Annotated in this window: 18 protein-coding genes and 3 pseudogenes; 12 read left to right on the top strand and 9 right to left on the bottom strand. The window is 63.8% G+C overall.

The window, feature by feature from the left end:
• Positions 1 to 90 precede the first annotated feature (90 nt).
• The 8 genes from ACUDAL_RS18350 to ACUDAL_RS18315 all read right to left on the bottom strand — a co-directional run bounded on the left by ACUDAL_RS18350 (position 91) and on the right by ACUDAL_RS18315 (position 6,171).
• Positions 91 to 423: a DUF411 domain-containing protein gene (locus ACUDAL_RS18350; protein ID WP_444679140.1), complete on the bottom strand. Its 333-nt coding sequence runs from the start codon at positions 421 to 423 to the stop codon at positions 91 to 93.
• A gap of 269 nt (positions 424 to 692) precedes the next feature.
• On the bottom strand, positions 693 to 1,799 hold the full coding sequence (locus ACUDAL_RS18345) for a YncE family protein (protein WP_253444271.1): 1,107 nt from the start codon (positions 1,797 to 1,799) through the stop codon (positions 693 to 695).
• A gap of 131 nt (positions 1,800 to 1,930) precedes the next feature.
• The gene (locus ACUDAL_RS18340) at positions 1,931 to 2,203 is read right to left on the bottom strand and encodes a hypothetical protein (RefSeq protein WP_444679139.1); all 273 of its coding nucleotides are present in this window, start codon (positions 2,201 to 2,203) and stop codon (positions 1,931 to 1,933) included.
• Between the two features lie 107 nt (positions 2,204 to 2,310).
• The gene (locus tag ACUDAL_RS18335; RefSeq protein WP_119022638.1) at positions 2,311 to 2,493 is read right to left on the bottom strand and encodes a hypothetical protein; all 183 of its coding nucleotides are present in this window, start codon (positions 2,491 to 2,493) and stop codon (positions 2,311 to 2,313) included.
• Entirely contained in the window at positions 2,490 to 4,085 is a 1,596-nt protein-coding gene (locus tag ACUDAL_RS18330) for a heavy metal translocating P-type ATPase (RefSeq protein ID WP_444679138.1), read from the bottom strand. The genes ACUDAL_RS18335 and ACUDAL_RS18330 overlap by 4 nt, the downstream gene beginning before the upstream one ends.
• Positions 4,086 to 4,108: 23 nt before the next feature.
• The gene (locus ACUDAL_RS18325) at positions 4,109 to 4,993 is read right to left on the bottom strand and encodes a copper ion binding protein (protein WP_444679137.1); all 885 of its coding nucleotides are present in this window, start codon (positions 4,991 to 4,993) and stop codon (positions 4,109 to 4,111) included.
• Positions 4,994 to 5,073: 80 nt separating this feature from the next.
• On the bottom strand, positions 5,074 to 5,688 hold the full coding sequence (locus ACUDAL_RS18320) for a Spy/CpxP family protein refolding chaperone (RefSeq protein WP_444679136.1): 615 nt from the start codon (positions 5,686 to 5,688) through the stop codon (positions 5,074 to 5,076).
• A 123-nt stretch (positions 5,689 to 5,811) separates the two neighbouring features.
• Positions 5,812 to 6,171, bottom strand: coding sequence for a hypothetical protein (locus tag ACUDAL_RS18315; RefSeq protein ID WP_444679135.1), 360 nt, complete (start codon positions 6,169 to 6,171; stop codon positions 5,812 to 5,814).
• A gap of 650 nt (positions 6,172 to 6,821) precedes the next feature.
• Between ACUDAL_RS18315 and ACUDAL_RS18310 the strand changes: the two genes are divergently transcribed.
• The 8 genes and pseudogenes from ACUDAL_RS18310 to ACUDAL_RS18275 all read left to right on the top strand — a co-directional run bounded on the left by ACUDAL_RS18310 (position 6,822) and on the right by ACUDAL_RS18275 (position 9,728).
• Entirely contained in the window at positions 6,822 to 6,941 is a 120-nt protein-coding gene (locus ACUDAL_RS18310) for a multicopper oxidase domain-containing protein (protein ID WP_119023476.1), read from the top strand.
• A gap of 81 nt (positions 6,942 to 7,022) precedes the next feature.
• On the top strand, positions 7,023 to 7,886 hold the full coding sequence (locus ACUDAL_RS18305) for a F510_1955 family glycosylhydrolase (protein WP_444679134.1): 864 nt from the start codon (positions 7,023 to 7,025) through the stop codon (positions 7,884 to 7,886).
• A 14-nt stretch (positions 7,887 to 7,900) separates the two neighbouring features.
• Positions 7,901 to 8,092: pseudogene (locus ACUDAL_RS18300) on the top strand (prolipoprotein diacylglyceryl transferase family protein); the annotation flags it as partial.
• Between the two features lie 38 nt (positions 8,093 to 8,130).
• Entirely contained in the window at positions 8,131 to 8,496 is a 366-nt protein-coding gene (locus tag ACUDAL_RS18295; RefSeq protein WP_444679133.1) for a cation transporter, read from the top strand.
• Positions 8,497 to 8,644: 148 nt separating this feature from the next.
• The gene (locus tag ACUDAL_RS18290; protein ID WP_444679132.1) at positions 8,645 to 9,046 is read left to right on the top strand and encodes a hypothetical protein; all 402 of its coding nucleotides are present in this window, start codon (positions 8,645 to 8,647) and stop codon (positions 9,044 to 9,046) included.
• Between the two features lie 117 nt (positions 9,047 to 9,163).
• A complete protein-coding gene (locus tag ACUDAL_RS18285; protein ID WP_444679131.1) occupies positions 9,164 to 9,406 on the top strand; it encodes a hypothetical protein in 243 nt (80 codons plus the stop codon).
• Positions 9,385 to 9,588, top strand: a complete 204-nt coding sequence (locus ACUDAL_RS18280) for a hypothetical protein (RefSeq protein WP_444679130.1) — start codon at positions 9,385 to 9,387, stop codon at positions 9,586 to 9,588. The genes ACUDAL_RS18285 and ACUDAL_RS18280 overlap by 22 nt, the downstream gene beginning before the upstream one ends.
• A complete protein-coding gene (locus ACUDAL_RS18275) occupies positions 9,555 to 9,728 on the top strand; it encodes a hypothetical protein (RefSeq protein ID WP_444679129.1) in 174 nt (57 codons plus the stop codon). The genes ACUDAL_RS18280 and ACUDAL_RS18275 overlap by 34 nt, the downstream gene beginning before the upstream one ends.
• 81 nt (positions 9,729 to 9,809) lie before the next feature.
• On the opposite strand, the gene cadR is transcribed toward ACUDAL_RS18275, so the two are convergent.
• Positions 9,810 to 10,217 carry a Cd(II)/Pb(II)-responsive transcriptional regulator gene (gene cadR, locus ACUDAL_RS18270; protein ID WP_004364961.1) on the bottom strand — a complete coding sequence of 136 codons (408 nt, stop codon included), beginning with the start codon at positions 10,215 to 10,217 and terminating at the stop codon, positions 9,810 to 9,812.
• A 250-nt stretch (positions 10,218 to 10,467) separates the two neighbouring features.
• On the opposite strand from cadR, the pseudogene ACUDAL_RS18265 reads away from it, so the two are divergent.
• The 4 genes and pseudogenes from ACUDAL_RS18265 to ACUDAL_RS18250 all read left to right on the top strand — a co-directional run bounded on the left by ACUDAL_RS18265 (position 10,468) and on the right by ACUDAL_RS18250 (position 14,413).
• Positions 10,468 to 11,735 (top strand): annotated as a pseudogene (locus tag ACUDAL_RS18265) (IS256 family transposase).
• Between the two features lie 29 nt (positions 11,736 to 11,764).
• Positions 11,765 to 12,586 (top strand): annotated as a pseudogene (locus tag ACUDAL_RS18260) (cation transporter); the annotation flags it as partial.
• A gap of 3 nt (positions 12,587 to 12,589) precedes the next feature.
• A complete protein-coding gene (lspA, locus tag ACUDAL_RS18255; protein ID WP_004863699.1) occupies positions 12,590 to 13,102 on the top strand; it encodes a signal peptidase II in 513 nt (170 codons plus the stop codon).
• Between the two features lie 21 nt (positions 13,103 to 13,123).
• Complete coding sequence (locus ACUDAL_RS18250; RefSeq protein ID WP_444679128.1) at positions 13,124 to 14,413, top strand: ISL3-like element ISPpu12 family transposase; 1,290 nt, start codon at positions 13,124 to 13,126, stop codon at positions 14,411 to 14,413.
• Positions 14,414 to 14,557: the final 144 nt, after the last annotated feature.

The following is a 14,557-nucleotide window of genomic DNA, read 5'->3' as shown; positions in this document are numbered from 1 at the left end:
CCATGTCAAGGCGTAGTTGTGCTTCTAATAAACAGTAAAACCGCTTCACTCAAGAGTGAAGCGGCCTTTCTCTACTGCCATAGTGATGGATTACAGGGTCATGAAGGGTTTGGCCTCACCGCCGCGGAACTGGTAGACGTCCCAGTCGCCCCGCTTGGGCCCAGGCATGCCGGGGGTGCCGATGGGCATGCCGGCCAGGCCGATGCCGCGGGTGTCCGGGCGTTCCTCGAAGAGTTTCTCCACCGCCTCGAAGGGCACGTGACCCTCGATGGCGTAACCCCCATCTGAATGGTGTGGCAGGACCCGAGGCCATAGGGCAAGCCGACGCGCTGCTTGATCTTGCCCACCTCGATATCGTCGACGATCTTCACCTCGACCCCGCGGGCCTCGAGCTGGCGGGCGTACTCGTCGCAGCAGCCGCATTCCGGGTTCTTGAACAGGGTCGCCTTGTCGGGCAGGGCGGCGTGGGCGGTGCCGGCGCCCAGCAGCAGGGCGGCGGAGAGCAGCAGAGTGGAGCCGAAGCGATTCATGAGCGAGCCTCCGGAAGGTCACGGGATGTGGGGCGGGGCGTGAACAGATACTTGGTGAGCGAAGCGATGCCGAGACCGAGCAGCAGCATCATGGCGACGGGCATGATCCAGCCCAGGGGCCCATCAGGGCGGCACATTGCGTCATCATGGTCCTGTCTCCTCTCAGTGGTTTACCCAGGTCACGCCGTTGGGACCCTGGCCGGTGTCATAGCGGCTGATCACGGTCCCGGCCTCCAGGTCGATGACCGACAGGCTGTCGTCATAGAGGCTGGTCACGAAGGCGAAGCGCCCGGAATCATCGACGCTAACACCGTGGGCACCGGCACCGACCTCATGGGTGGCCACCACCGCCAGGCTGTCGAGAGCGATGACCGAGACCCGGTTATCGGGCTCGTCCTCAGTGCCCTCATTGGCCACCAGCATGTAGCGTCCATCCGGGGTGGCGTGTACCTGGATCGGCAGCCGGCCCACCTCGATGCGCTCGACGACCTCGCGGCGGTTGGTGTCGATGACGGCCACGCGGTTCTCGTCCCGTAATGAGACGAAGACCCGGGTGCCATCCGGGGTGAAGCCCACTTGCACGGGAGCCTGGCCGACCGGCAGGCGAGCGACCTCTTCCCGCGCTTCGACATCGATGATTGATACGCTGCCATCCAGGACGTTGGCCACATAGAGCTCCTGGCCATCGGGACTCAGACGCAGTCCGTGGGGATACTCACCGGTGGCGATGGTCGCCACGCTCTCCTTTGCCTCCAGGTCCACGACCGAGACGCTGTTGTCCCCCGCATTGGTGACGAAGGCGAATCGGCCTTCCCGGTCACTGACCACATGGGCCGGGTGGCTGCCCACGTCGATGCTGGCCAGGGGAGCGCCGCTCGGGTCATGGGAGGGGTAGAGCTTGAGCTTGCCGGGGGCATCACCGTGGGCATGGCCGCCGTCATGGCCATGGCCGTGGTCGTCGGCTGCCGGCTCCCCCACGGCCATCAGGTAGCGGCCGGAATCGCTGATCTGAACGTTGTGGGGCGCGATGGCCATGGCGTGGGTGCTGGTCCCGCCGCTCGATAGGTTGATGTGGGTGAGAGAGGCACCACGCTCGTTGGCGGTAACCACCGTGCCCGCCGGTACCGCGTCGGCGAGTGTCGGCATAGTGGAGAGGGCTAGCCCGGCGGCCATGAGCCAGCCGAGGAGCCGGTGGTTGCCGGTGAGCGTCAATGAGGAAGGCAGGAATGCCTGGCGCGCCGTTGCGGCCGATGAAAAACGGATAGACATGATGTACTCCTGAGGAACGTAACCATAATGCGAGCGGTGTCGCAGCGAACGGTGTCGCGGTCCGACGGCCGGGCCGTCTTCGTTCGATCAGGCTCTGGGAGGGCGCCGCGGGGGCAGGGGGCGGTGGGTGATCACGGCCAGCGCCGGGGCGAGGGCCGGGAAGTGAGGGCAGCCGTGGCCAGGTCGATGGAGGGCGGCAGCGCGGCGCAGCTGGCGCAGCGGTGCTCGTCCGGGGTATCAGCGTCGAGCAGCTGTACCTGCGCGACGAGGCCGCAATCGGCCTGGTGGCTCTCCATGGCGCCATGGCTCGACAGCGTGACCATCGCCAACAGCAGCGCGAGCAGGAGGGCCAGCAGGCGGCCTCCTGTGCGCTGTGTTGCTGATGTCCGAATGAGCCGGTGCATGAGGAACTCCCTTGAGTCAGGCCTTCAGCTTGCCTCTTGGTGGCTCGAGCTGCATTGATCCAAGGCAACTTCCCGGGCGAATCGCGAAGCGGGAACGAGGACGCGGGTCATTCATCGTTTCGGTGGCTGTGGCGGTGCATGAACAGGTGCAGGCCGAGACAGAGCCCCATCGGCAGCAGCAGCAGCCAGGTGCCGGTGCCGAAGGGGTTGCCGCGCCACAGCACGATCAGCATGGCCACCCCCATCAGCACCAGGCAGGCGGTCATCATTGCGTGGTGCAGGCGGTTCATGTCTTCTCTCCTTGCGGGTTGGCGCGGGTGAAGCCCCGCTTGAGCAGCAGCGAGTTGCCGATCACCGAGAGCGAGCTGGCGGTCATGGCGATCACGCCGATCATCGGGTGCAGCAGGCCCACGGCGGCGATGGGAATGGCGGCCACGTTGTAGGCACTGGCCCAGATCAGGTTTTGAACGATCTTGCCGAAGGTGGCGCGCGAGAGGTGCATGGCCTCCACCACCCCGGTCAGCTCGCCGCGCACCAGGGTCACGTCGGCGGCCTCGATGGCCACGTCCGCCCCGGCGCCGATGGCGATGCCCACGTTGGCCTGCTTCAGCGCCGCGGCGTCGTTGATGCCGTCCCCCACCATGGCCACGTGGTTGCCGTGCTTCGCCTGCAGGGCGCGAATGGCGTCGACCTTGCCCTCGGGCAGCACCCCGGCCTGGACCTCATCGATGCCGACCTCCTCGGCCACGGCCCGGGCGGCACGCTCGTTGTCGCCGGTGATCATCACCACGTGCAGGCCCAGCGCATGCATGCCGCGGATGGCCTCGACCGACTCCTCCTTGAGGGTATCGGCCACGGCCACCAGGCCCAGGGCCTGGCCGTCGGCGGCCACGATCACCACGGTGCGCCCCTTCGCTTCGAGCTTGCCCATGGCGTCATCCAGGGCCTCGAGGCCGGCCACGCCTTCCTCCTCGAGCAGCCGGCGATTGCCGATCAGCACGCTCGCGTCGCCCACCCGGCCCGAGACGCCGCGGGCACCGGTGGAGCGGAACTCGCTGACCTCGCCGGGCGTCACATCGCGTTCCTTGGCACCGTCGACAATGGCCCGGGCGATGGGGTGCTCCGAGGCGTTCTCCACGCTCGCCGCCAGGGTCAGCAGGCGCGACTCCTCGACGCCCTCGGCGGCCACCACCTCGGTCAGCGTCGGTTCGCCGCGGGTGATGGTGCCGGTCTTGTCCAGCACCATCACCTTGACGTCCTTGAAGGTCTGGATCGCCTCGCCGGAGCGGATCAGGATGCCGCGCTCGGCACCGATGCCGGAGCCCACCATCAGCGCCGTGGGCGTTGCCAGGCCCAGCGCGCAGGGGCAGGCGATGACCAGCACCGCCACGGCGGCCAGGATCGCCAGCACCGGGGTGGCGGCCTCGGGGTTGACCCAGGGCAGGAAGGTCGCGCCCCAGTCGAGGATCGGGCGCAGGGCGTCCGGAATGAGCAGCCACACCACCAGGCTGGCCAGGGCGATCAGGATCACCGCCGGCACGAAGCGGCCGGTCATGCGGTCGGCGAACTCCTGGATCGGCACCCGGGAGCCCTGGGCCTGGTCGATCAGGCGCACCACCTGGGCGAGGAAGGTGTCGCCGCCGACCCGGGTCGCCTTGACCCGCAGGCGCCCCTCCTTGTTGATGGTGGCGCCGATCACGCTGTCGCCGGGGCTCTTGTAGACCGGGATCGATTCGCCGGTGGCGATGGACTCGTCGAGGTGGCTCTCGCCCTCGACCACCTCGCCGTCGGTGGGGACCTTGTCGCCGGGGCGCACGATCATGATGTCGCCGGGCGCCAGCTCCTTGACCGGCACCTCGACCTCCTCACCGTTGCGCTCCACCCGGGCCGTCTTGGCGCCCAGGGTCAGCAGGCGGCGAATGGCCTGGGAGGCGCGCCCTTGGCCAGGGCCTCCAGGTAACGCCCCAGCAGGTGGAAGGTCATGATGGTGGCGCCCATCTCGATGAACGAGGTCATGGGGGTAATGAAGCCGACCAGGCCGATCAGGTAGGGCGGCAGGCTGCCCATGGAGATCAGCACGTCCATGTTGAAGGTGCCGTTCTTCAGCGAGCGCCAGCTCGAGCGGTGCGTGGCGGCGCCGCCGTAGAGAAAGATCACCGGGAAGGCCAGCAGGGCGACGATGGCCAGGTAGCCCGGGATCGGCTGCCAGAACATGTGCGGCATCATCAACAGCATGATCAGGGTGGCGGGTATGCCGGCGATGATCAGGCGCTTGCGCGCCTGGGCGAGGTAGGCCTCCTCGATCTCGGCGTCGCCGTCGCCCGCCTCCTGCTCCTCGGTCTGCACGGCGGCCACGTCATAGCCGGCCCCCTCGACGGCGCGCTTCAGCGCCTCACCATCGGGGCCACCGGCCTCGATGGTCACACTGACGCGGTGGCTGGCGATATTGGTCTGGATCTCGCCCACGCCATCGAGGCGTTCGAGCGTCTTGCGCACGATGCCGGCGCAGTGGTCCGAGCCCATGCCGGGCACCGTCAGGCGAATCTGCTGCTGGCCACCACCGCTGACGGCGGCCACGTCATAGCCGGCACCCTCGACGGCTCCCTTCAGGGTGTTGCCGTCGGGTCCGCCTTCCTCGACCGTCACGCTGACATGATGGTTGGCGATATTGGTCTGGATCTCGCTCACGCCATCGAGGCGCTCGAGGGTCTTGCGCACGATGCCGGCGCAGTGGTCGCTGCCCATGCCGGGTACCGTCAGGGTGATCGTTCTGGACCTGGTGTCACTCATCACGTGCCTCCTGCAGCTGTCGCCGAGTGGACGGCCAGGGTTGGCCGTCCTTGATGTTGCGTATTCAGTGACTCCGCCGATCAGTGATGGGCATCGTGGTCCTCGGGATCCACGTCGGCGGGCGCCGCCTGGCGGAGCTGCTCGCGCTGCTCATCGGTCATGAGGTCGTGCATGGCGTTACGCATGCGCACCATCTCGGCCATCATCTCGCCGTGCAGCTCGGCCATGCGGCCGTGGAGTTCTTGCACCTGCTCAGGGTCCGGACGTTCGCCGTGCATCTCGGCCATCAGGTCGTCGCGCAGGTTCATCAGGCGCCCCTTGCGCTCGAACTGGGCCGGGCGGTGCTCCTGCATCAGTTCGCGCATCTGGCTGCGCTGATCGGAGTCGAGCATCGACATCATGCCCATGCCCTCGCCCATCATCGGGCAGGGCATCATGCCGCCGCCCATCATGCCTCCCATCATGCCGGGGCCCATGCCGCCCTGGCCGCCGCCGCCCATCATGCCCCCCATCATGCCGGGGCCCATGCCGCCCTGGCCGCCACCACCCATCATTCCGCCCATCATGCCGGGACCCATGCCGCTTCCCTGGCCGGGTTGAGAGTCCGGCATGCCCTGGGCAAGGGCGATCCCAGAACCACTGGCACCGATGGCCAGCGCGAGTCCGAGAGCGAGAGTCTGCTTGCGAAGTTTCATGATCGTTCTCCTTGCTGCTGATTGGTCCCGTCGAGGGCCAATGCTCACAGTATTCCGGCTATGTGCGGCGCAGAGGTCAATGCCGCGCGATTACGACTGTGTGTCTGGGAAACCACCCAGATCTCAGGACCGGAAGCGCTGCGTCAGCAGGTAGAGGGGAACGACGTGGGGAGAGGCGGGCCCAGGAAGGGTCTGACCAAGTGCCGAGGTGAGGTGTATAGACGGCCCGGCGGCGGGGACGATCGGAGGCCACGGATCGGGGGTGACATCGGGCGCCTCGCTCCGGGGCAAAACACCTGATACAGAGCGCCAGGCGTGGTCATGGTGGCAGTGGGGCCCCGCGGGAGGTGAGGTGAGCCAGGCGTCCGTCGATACCTCGCCGGTGGCGAGCTCGAGGCTGGTCGCAGCCACCGGGTTGCCCGGGTGGTCAAGCTCCTCTGCATGGGCCTTGGCCAGGGGTGCGGCGAGCAGCAGTGCCAGCACGAACAAGGCAGCAAGCCAGAGGGAGATTCCTCTCCGGCCGTGATCTGCACACTGTTCAGGCACCTGTGGCTGCATGACGGGGGCTCGCTTCTCGGTACCGCGTTGACCTTACCCTAGTCCAACGGCGCGCCCTGTCCATTGATTCACATCAAAGGAGCTCCGTTGGTAAACCTGCGTGCAGGGCTCAGGTTGCGGCTCTCTTCTTGGCCGTGAAATACTCGCGCTTCCATTGGCTCACAAGGCCGCTTGTCCCTAATGCGCCGACTCTCCTATCACTGGCTACTCAGCCTGCTGATGGCCCTGGTGCTGGCCATTGCGCCGCCCGTGGCCGCGGGCGGGCATCACGGTGATGCCTCCTGCCTGGGGAGTCAGCTGGAGGAGCGTTCGGCCATGCAGGGGTCGGCGGACTGGGACCTCTCGGCAGCCGCCGACCCGAGCGAACCGGATGCCTCCCTGGCCTCTCCTTGCTGCATGCCCTGTGCCCAGTGTGGCGCCACCTTTGCTCGGTTGACCATTGACGCGATGGCCTCCCCCTTCCCCTGTCCGGGCCCGACCTGGGCTATCCATCGGGACCTCCTGCTCCCTTCGAGCGGCCTCCTCGTACCTGAACCTCCCCCTTGAAGGCGCCGTGGTCGATCTAGCCCTTCCACGTGCATGGCACCCACTTCCAGGTGATCGCCACCCGTGATGCCGACAGCGACTGGCTGTTCCACTGCCACATCATCGAGCAGGAGGCGCTAGGCATGATGGCGACGATCCGCGTGAGCTGACCTTGCCGTATGGTGTTTCGGCGCCATGTGGTGGTTCGCATGGCGCCGGCCACACCTGACGAAAGATAAGGAAATGACGTCATGACCCATTATCGATGGCCACTTGTCATGGCCGTGCTACTGACCCTGCTGGCGGGTTGCTCCCGCGAGCCGAGCGGTATCAGTCTCGAGCAGCTGCGACAGCAGACCCACATTCACGGCCTGGCCTTCGACCGAGCCGATGGCGAACGACTGTGGCTGGCCACCCACCACGGCTTCTATGCCGTGGGTAGCGATGGGATGGCCCGCCGGGTCTCCGAGGAGACCCATGATTTCATGGGATTCGCGCCCCACCCCGAAGAGGCTGAGACCTTCTTTGCGAGCGGCCACCCTGCCAGGGGAGGCAACCTCGGGGTGGTGATGTCCACCGATGGGGGTCGAAGCTGGTCCCGGCATGCTTCCGGCGTTGATGGCCCGGTGGATTTCCATCAGCTGACCATCAGCGCGGCCAGCCCCGACACGCTCTACGGAGCCTATGCCGGCCAGCTCCAGGTCAGCGAGGATGGCGGGAGCAGCTGGCAGGCTCGAGCCAAGGCACCGGCCGGGCTGATTGCCCTGGCCGCCTCGAGCCGTGATCCCGATCAGCTCTATGCCGCCACTCAGACCGGGCTCTTGATGAGTCCGGACGGCGGTGAGCGCTGGCGCCAGATATACCCCGAACGCCGCCCAGTGAGCCTGGCGGTGGCCAGCCAGGGGACGCTCTACGCCTTCATGCTGGACGTCGGCCTGCTGCGAGCCGAGGAAGCCAGCCGCGACTGGGAGGTGGTGAAGCGGGGCTGGGAAGAGCGCTATCTGATGCACCTGGCGGTGGATCCGAACGACCCCCAGCGTCTGGTGGCGGCCGATGACCTGAACCGGCTGCTGATCAGCGAGAACGGTGGACGCGACTGGTCGCGTCTCGAGTGAGCCGGGGGTAGCGCATGCTGCAATATCCCCAGATTGACCCGGTGGCCATCAGCCTCGGCCCGTTCGCGATTCACTGGTACGGCCTGATGTACGTGGTCGGCATCGTCGCCGCCTGGTGGCTGGGCCGCCTGCGCGCGCATCGCCTGGGCCTGACCCATGATGATATCGGCGACCTGATCTTCTACGCCGCCGCCGGCGTGGTGCTGATCGCCGGGTCGCGTCGTCAAACCAAGGAGGTAACATCATGAGCCATCACGATCATCGTGTCGGTGTATCCGAGATCCACCTGGTAACCCGGCACCTGAAGCTCGAGCCCAACGATGAGGCGGCGATAGGCGCCGCAGTGGCCGACATCGATGCGCTGTACGGGCTGGATAGCGTCTTCTACGACGCCAAAAAGCACCGGCTGGATTTCGCCTATGACGCGACGCGGCTGTGTCTCGACTGCATCGAGGAGATTCTCGAGAAACACGCCGTGACCATCAGCCAGGGGTGGTGGAACCGGTTCAAGGAAGAGCACTACCGATTCGTCGATCAGAATGTGAAGGACAACGTCCGCCAGGAGCCTTGGAGCTGTCATCAGTCGCCGCCTAAGGGAAGGAGGAAGTGACAGGACGAAGGCACGGACTCGCCAGGGGCGGAGGCGGCCCGGTGAGGCAACTTCTGGCCACTCCGGAATTCAACGTGGTGCTGTTCGCCTTGCTGCTCAACTTCCCTGGGAGTTCCTGCAGGTCCCCTTCTTCGCCGAGATGCCGGCCATGGCGCACTGGGACGCCGTCCTGTTCTGCACACGGGCGACCCTGGGTGACGTGCTCATCGCCCTTGTCGCCTACTGGGTCGTGGCGGGGGTGCGGCGCCGGCGCGACTGGTTGCGCTGCCCAGATGCGCTTGCGCTTCTCGGCTTCGTGGCGGTGGGCGTCGTGATCACGATCGGCCTGGAATGGCACGCCACGGTCCTGCAGGATCGCTGGCAGTACGGTGAGCTGATGCCCACCCTGCCGCTGCTGGGAACGGGGTTGGCCCCACTGCTGCAGTGGCTATTGTTGCCGCCGCTGATCGTCTGGCTGGCGCGTCGCCAGCTGCTGGGCGTGACCTATCTCCAGCAGGTTGACCCTGCCAGCGCCGCTTCCGCCGACTCGGCACGAGAGAAACGGCGATGATAAGCGTGAGGTTTCTGAACGGACGTCAGAGCGGATGCCGCAGGTGAGTGGGACGCGAGAACCACCCGCCTCAGGCCGGGTGCCGGCCAGGCGACGTCGGCCCTGGCGCTGCAGCTGGTGTTCCTCGAGGACTGGCACTGGGCCACCGAGGCACTGCCCGAACTGCCCTGGGCGCCGGTGGTGCCGAGCCACCACGGCATGCCGGTGCTGATCCTGCCGACCGGGCCCGCGGATCGCTTCGAGACCGCGAGCCTGATGATCCAGCAGGCGATCCATGCCGCCCATGAGCGAATCTGGATCTCCAGCCCCTACTTCGTGCCCGACGAGGGGTGCTCTCGATGCTCAAGCTGGCCGCCCTGAGCGGCGTGGACGTGCGGGTGCTGATCCCGGAGCGGCCGGACAATCCGCTGACCTACTTCGCCGCCTACGCTTTTCTCGACTCGCTGCTCGAGGCGGGGGTCGAGGTCTATCGCTACGAGGGGGCTTCCTGCACGGCAAGGCCTGCCTGGTGGACGACATCGGCGCGGCGGCAGGCACCGTGAACCTCGACAACCGCTCCTTCCGCCTCAATTTCGAGGTCACGGCGCTGGTGATGGACCCGTCGTTCGCCGCTGAGGTCGAGTCGATGTTCGAGGTGGATTTCGCGCGGTCCCGGCAGATGCACCCAGCAGAGATCGGGTAAGCGGATTAAATGGTTGATCTTACCTTTGCATGAGAGTGAGACAGACCGGCATCTCATCGGATTATCTGGTTGATGCTTCACCTACTGCTGGTGCATGTTTCCTTCGCTAATTCCAGCAAGAACCCCACACGCCTCAACTTCCCGGTCATCGTTGCAACTCGCTCTCAGTGAAACGAGTTGTTTCTCAAGCGCTTGCAGAGCGGTTATCTGCGACCGCACATGAGAGATGTGATCATCGAGCAAGGCGTTGACGGCGGTACAAGGCTGATGAGGGTCGTCCTGATAGCTCTGTAGTTCGTGAATCTCAGCCAGTGACAGGCCCAGGATTCTGCAGCGACGGATGAAGGCCAGCCCCTCACCATGCTTCTCGGTATAGACACGGTAACCGTTGTCCTGCCGATCAGGCGGCGGCAACAAGCCCTGCTGTTCATAGAAGCGGATCGTCTGTGTTTCGACCCCTACCAACTGCGCCAACTGACCAATGCGCATCAGCCTCCTCCCCAACGGATTCTTTACTCTATTGACCTTATAGTAGCTTTATAGTTTTAAATGGTACCACAACATTGTTCAAGTGGAGTCGTATCATGAGCAAATCCTGTGGTGGCGCCTGTGGCGGTGATGCAACGTCCGCAGCGGATACCGATATACAGGCCTGAGCTATGGTGATTTCTGGTGTATGGGAGGAGGTAGGAAGGGTGGCGTATCCTGTTGATTGATCACGACCAAGATCTCAATCAACATGAGTGGATACGCCATGACGGATTCTACCCTCCGGGCTCTTTCACAACCAGAACCCCCGGTCACTGACCCGCTGCACGAGCTGCTTCGTCAAGGTGCCCGTGACCTGATCGCCAAGGCCGTCGAGGCTGAACTGGCCACCTTCCTGGCACAGTACGCCGACCAGCGGCTCGATGATGGGCGCCAAGCGGTGGTCCGCAACGGCTACCTGCCCGAGCGCACCGTCCAGACCGGGGTCGGGGATGTCAGCGTGCAGGTGCCCAAGGTGCGCGACCGTAGCGGTGGTGGCGCTCGCTTCAACAGCAGTCTGCTGCCGCCCTACCTGAAGCGGGCCCGCAGCATCGAGGAGCTGATCCCCTGGCTCTACCTGAAGGGATCTCTACCGGCGACTACCAGGAGGCTTTGGCGGCGCTGCTCGGCGACCAGGCCAAGGGTCTGTCGGCCAACACCGTGTCACGGCTCAAGAAGCAGTGGGAAGACGAGCATACCGAGTGGAGGAAGCGGGACCTCGCCGACCGACACTACGTCTACTGGTGGGCCGACGGTGTGTATAGCAACGTCCGCATGGGTGACCGCCTGTGCCTGCTGGTGATCATTGGCGTCACCGAGCAGGGCCGCAAGGAGCTGGTGGCCGTCGAGGACGGCTTTCGCGAGTCGGCGGCCAGTTGGGAGACCTTGCTGACAGGGCTACGAGAGCGTGGCCTGGCCCAGGCTCCCAAGCTGGCAGTGGGTGACGGTGCCATGGGGTTCTGGGCGGCGCTGAGCAAGATTTACCCGGAAACCGACCATCAGCGCTGCTGGGTCCACAAGACGGCCAACGTGCTGAACAAACTGCCAAAATCGGTGCAGCCCAAAGTCAAGGCGGACCTCCATGACATCTGGATGGCCGAGACCCGCGACGAGGCACACAGGGCCTTCGATCGCACGGTGAAGCGTTTCGAGGCCAAGTACCCCAAGGCGATGGGGTGCCTGGCCAAGGACCGGGACGAGCTGCTGGCGTTTTACGACTACCCGGCAGAGCACTGGGTGCATATCCGCACCACCAACCCGATCGAGTCGACCTTCGCCACGGTCCGCCTGAGGACCAAACGGAGCCGGAACTGCGGCTCCCGGGCGACGACCCTGGCGATGGTCTTCAAGCTGCTCCAGAGCGCTCAAAAGCGATGGAGGAGGATCAAGCACTTCCAGAAGCTGGAACTGGTCGTCAGCAACGTCAAGTTCCAGGACGGGGAGCAAGTAGTTGATCAATCAGACAGGAATGCGGCCTGATCGCCATCCACCAGATTTGACGATAACTCGAGGCGCCAGGGAGATGGGTCAGTGTTTATGCCGTGCCGAAGATGGACTGTCCATCAGAAGAACGAATGATTCGCCTAGCCCTGAACGGCTTTGAGGAGATTCGGGCGCTGTCCTTCGACTTGTCGAACCGCCGGCTGAAGGTCGTGCATGACGGCGAGGTCGAGCCCGTCACATCGAAACTGAAGACCTTGGGGCTAGGCGCCTCGCTTCAGGAAAGCGTTGCTGCAAATCCGGAGACCATCAAGGCCGCCGAGTTTTCGGCAGCTTCTGCTAAGCAAGAATCCGGGACCCTGCGCTGGCTGCTTGGCATCAATGCAGTCCTGTTCGTGGTGGAAATGACTGCCGGCCTGATCGCCCAGTCCACCGCCCTGATTGGAGAATCCCTGGACAATTTTGCCGATGCGGCAGTGTATGGGCTTGCCCTTTATGCAGTCGGACATAGCGTAAAGAAGCAGGTGCGTGCCGCGCACCTTGCTGGTGTACTGCAACTGATCTTGGCTGTGGGCGTGCTCGTAGAGGTGGTGAGACGCTTTGTATTCGGTAGTGAGCCAGAATCGATGGTGATGATGGTTATCGCATTCGTCGCATTGATTGCCAATACCAGTTGTCTGCTGCTGATATCCAAACATCGCGAGGGCGGGGCGCACATGAAGGCAAGCTGGATATTTTCAGCCAATGACGTGGTGATCAACCTGGGTGTCATCACCGCCGGCGCCTTGGTCGCGTGGACCGGGTCCAATTATCCGGATCTGATTATCGGCACCATCGCGGGGGGCATTGTACTTAACGGTGCCAGACGCATTTTGGCGTTGAAGGGTTAAATAATGCTCATTATTGGCAAAAAGCTCTCGCCGTATGCCCTATTGTCCATATCGGGCCTGCTGGCAGCGTCTGATCAGGCTGTAAAGTGGCTGGTGCAGCAATCAATGGCCTATGGCGAGTATGTTTCGGTGACCCCGTTCTTTAACTGGGTGCACCTATGGAACACCGGTGCCGCATTCAGTCTTTTTGCGAATGGTGGAGGCTGGCAGCGCTACTTTTTTATCGGAATCGCGGTAGTGGTCTCGATTTTTCTGATCAAGCTGATCCTTGAAAATCGTCATAAAGGAGAAGCCATCGCTTACAGTCTTATCCTCGGTGGCGCCATGGGCAACCTGATTGACCGGGTCTTTCGCGGCTATGTTGTGGATTCCTTTGATTTCTATTGGCGAGACTGGCATTGGCCGGCCTTCAACCTGGCTGATATTGCAATTGTCCTCGGTGCCTTACTTTTCGTTTCCAGCAGCTTGTTGGGTAAAAAAGCAAACACCAATGCCGAGCCGGATGGATCTGACTGACACCTACGCCTATACAACACCATGACCGAACTTCCCGACAACATCCTTCACCTGCCGCAATACCAAGTACTGGGCTGCAAATCAACCGACGACGAAATGCACTTCCAGGTGGACGTGCCCGATCCCATCGCCTGCGAGGAATGCGGCGTGCAGGGTGAGTTCGTACGGTTCGGCAAGCGTGACGTTCCCTATCGTGATCTGCCCATCCACGGCAAGCGGGTCACTCTCTGGGTGGTCCGCCGCCGATACACCTGCCGGGCCTGCAAGACAACATTCAGGCCCCAGCTACCGGAGATGGTGGACGGATTCCGTATGACACTGCGGCTGCATGAGTACGTGGAGAAGGAATCCTTCAACCACCCCTACACCTTTGTGGCGGCACAGACCGGCCTGGACGAGAAGACGGTGCGCGACATCTTCAACGCCCGCGCCGAGTTCCTGGGGCGCTGGCACCGCTTCGAGACGCCCCGCATCCTGGGCATTGACGAGCTATACCTGAACAAGCGCTACCGCTGCATTCTGACCAACATTGAGGAGCGAACCCTGCTCGACCTGCTGGCCACCCGCCGCCAGGACGTGGTGACCAACTACCTGATGAAGCTGAAAGACCGGAAGAAGGTCGAGATCGTCAGCATGGACATGTGGAACCCCTACCGGGCAGCGGTCAAGGCTGTGCTGCCCCAGGCCCGTATCGTGGTCGATAAGTTCCATGTGGTGCGCATGGCCAACGATGCCCTAGAGAGAGTGCGCAAGGGCCTCAGAAAGGAGCTGAAACCGTCCCAGAGCCGGACTCTCAAGGGAGACCGGAAAATCCTGCTGAAACGCGCTCACGAAGTCTCAGACCGGGAGCGCCTCATCATGGAGACCTGGACAGGCGCGTTCCCGCAACTGCTGGCCGCCTACGAGCACAAGGAGCGCTTCTACGGCATCTGGGACGCCACCACACGGCTCCAGGCAGAAGCCGCCCTGGACGAGTGGATAGCCACCATCCCGAAGGGCCAAAAGGAAGTCTGGAGCGATCTGGTCAGGGCAGTGGGAAACTGGCGCGAAGAGACCATGACCTACTTCGAGACGGACATGCCCGTCACCAACGCTTACACGGAGTCCATCAACCGACTGGCCAAGGACAAGAACCGTGAAGGGCGCGGTTACTCCTTCGAGGTGATGCGGGCACGAATGCTCTACACCACGAAGCACAAGAAGAAGGCACCGACTGCGAAGGTCTCTCCTTTCTACAAGAAAACCATCGGTTACGGACTGCCGGACGTCGCAGAGGAACTCAACTACGGAGTCGATCTATCAACCATCTGAGGGTGGTATCAGATTGATGGGGTGAAGGTGCCCCATCAACCATTAAATCCGTATACCCCAGAGATCGAGGCTCAGTCGCTCTGGCACCGGGTGGCGGCGCGGGCGGCCTAGCTGCTCGCGCCCGTGCTCTGAGGCTGGATGTCG

The sequence above is a fragment of the Halomonas sp. E19 genome (assembly GCF_052439355.1).
Classification (GTDB): domain Bacteria; phylum Pseudomonadota; class Gammaproteobacteria; order Pseudomonadales; family Halomonadaceae; genus Halomonas.
The sequence above is the reverse complement of the archived record's forward strand: the minus strand, read 5'-3'. Positions and strand labels throughout refer to the sequence as shown.

Bases quoted from the DNA above. Each gene is read 5' to 3' on its own strand.
- ACUDAL_RS18305 (WP_444679134.1), top strand. From the start codon at position 7,023: ATGACCCATTATCGATGGCCACTTGTCATGGCCGTGCTACTGACCCTG.
- ACUDAL_RS18350 (WP_444679140.1), bottom strand. From the start codon at position 423: ATGCGGCTGCTGCGACGAGTACGCCCGCCAGCTCGAGGCCCGCGGGGT.
- ACUDAL_RS18320 (WP_444679136.1), bottom strand. From the start codon at position 5,688: ATGAAACTTCGCAAGCAGACTCTCGCTCTCGGACTCGCGCTGGCCATC.
- ACUDAL_RS18280 (WP_444679130.1), top strand. From the start codon at position 9,385: ATGCTCAAGCTGGCCGCCCTGAGCGGCGTGGACGTGCGGGTGCTGATC.
- ACUDAL_RS18340 (WP_444679139.1), bottom strand. From the start codon at position 2,203: ATGCACCGGCTCATTCGGACATCAGCAACACAGCGCACAGGAGGCCGC.
- ACUDAL_RS18345 (WP_253444271.1), bottom strand. From the start codon at position 1,799: ATGTCTATCCGTTTTTCATCGGCCGCAACGGCGCGCCAGGCATTCCTG.
- lspA (WP_004863699.1), top strand. From the start codon at position 12,590: ATGCTCATTATTGGCAAAAAGCTCTCGCCGTATGCCCTATTGTCCATA.
- ACUDAL_RS18325 (WP_444679137.1), bottom strand. From the start codon at position 4,993: ATGAGTGACACCAGGTCCAGAACGATCACCCTGACGGTACCCGGCATG.
- ACUDAL_RS18295 (WP_444679133.1), top strand. From the start codon at position 8,131: ATGAGCCATCACGATCATCGTGTCGGTGTATCCGAGATCCACCTGGTA.
- ACUDAL_RS18250 (WP_444679128.1), top strand. From the start codon at position 13,124: ATGACCGAACTTCCCGACAACATCCTTCACCTGCCGCAATACCAAGTA.
- ACUDAL_RS18335 (WP_119022638.1), bottom strand. From the start codon at position 2,493: ATGAACCGCCTGCACCACGCAATGATGACCGCCTGCCTGGTGCTGATG.
- ACUDAL_RS18290 (WP_444679132.1), top strand. From the start codon at position 8,645: ATGGCGCACTGGGACGCCGTCCTGTTCTGCACACGGGCGACCCTGGGT.
- cadR (WP_004364961.1), bottom strand. From the start codon at position 10,217: ATGCGCATTGGTCAGTTGGCGCAGTTGGTAGGGGTCGAAACACAGACG.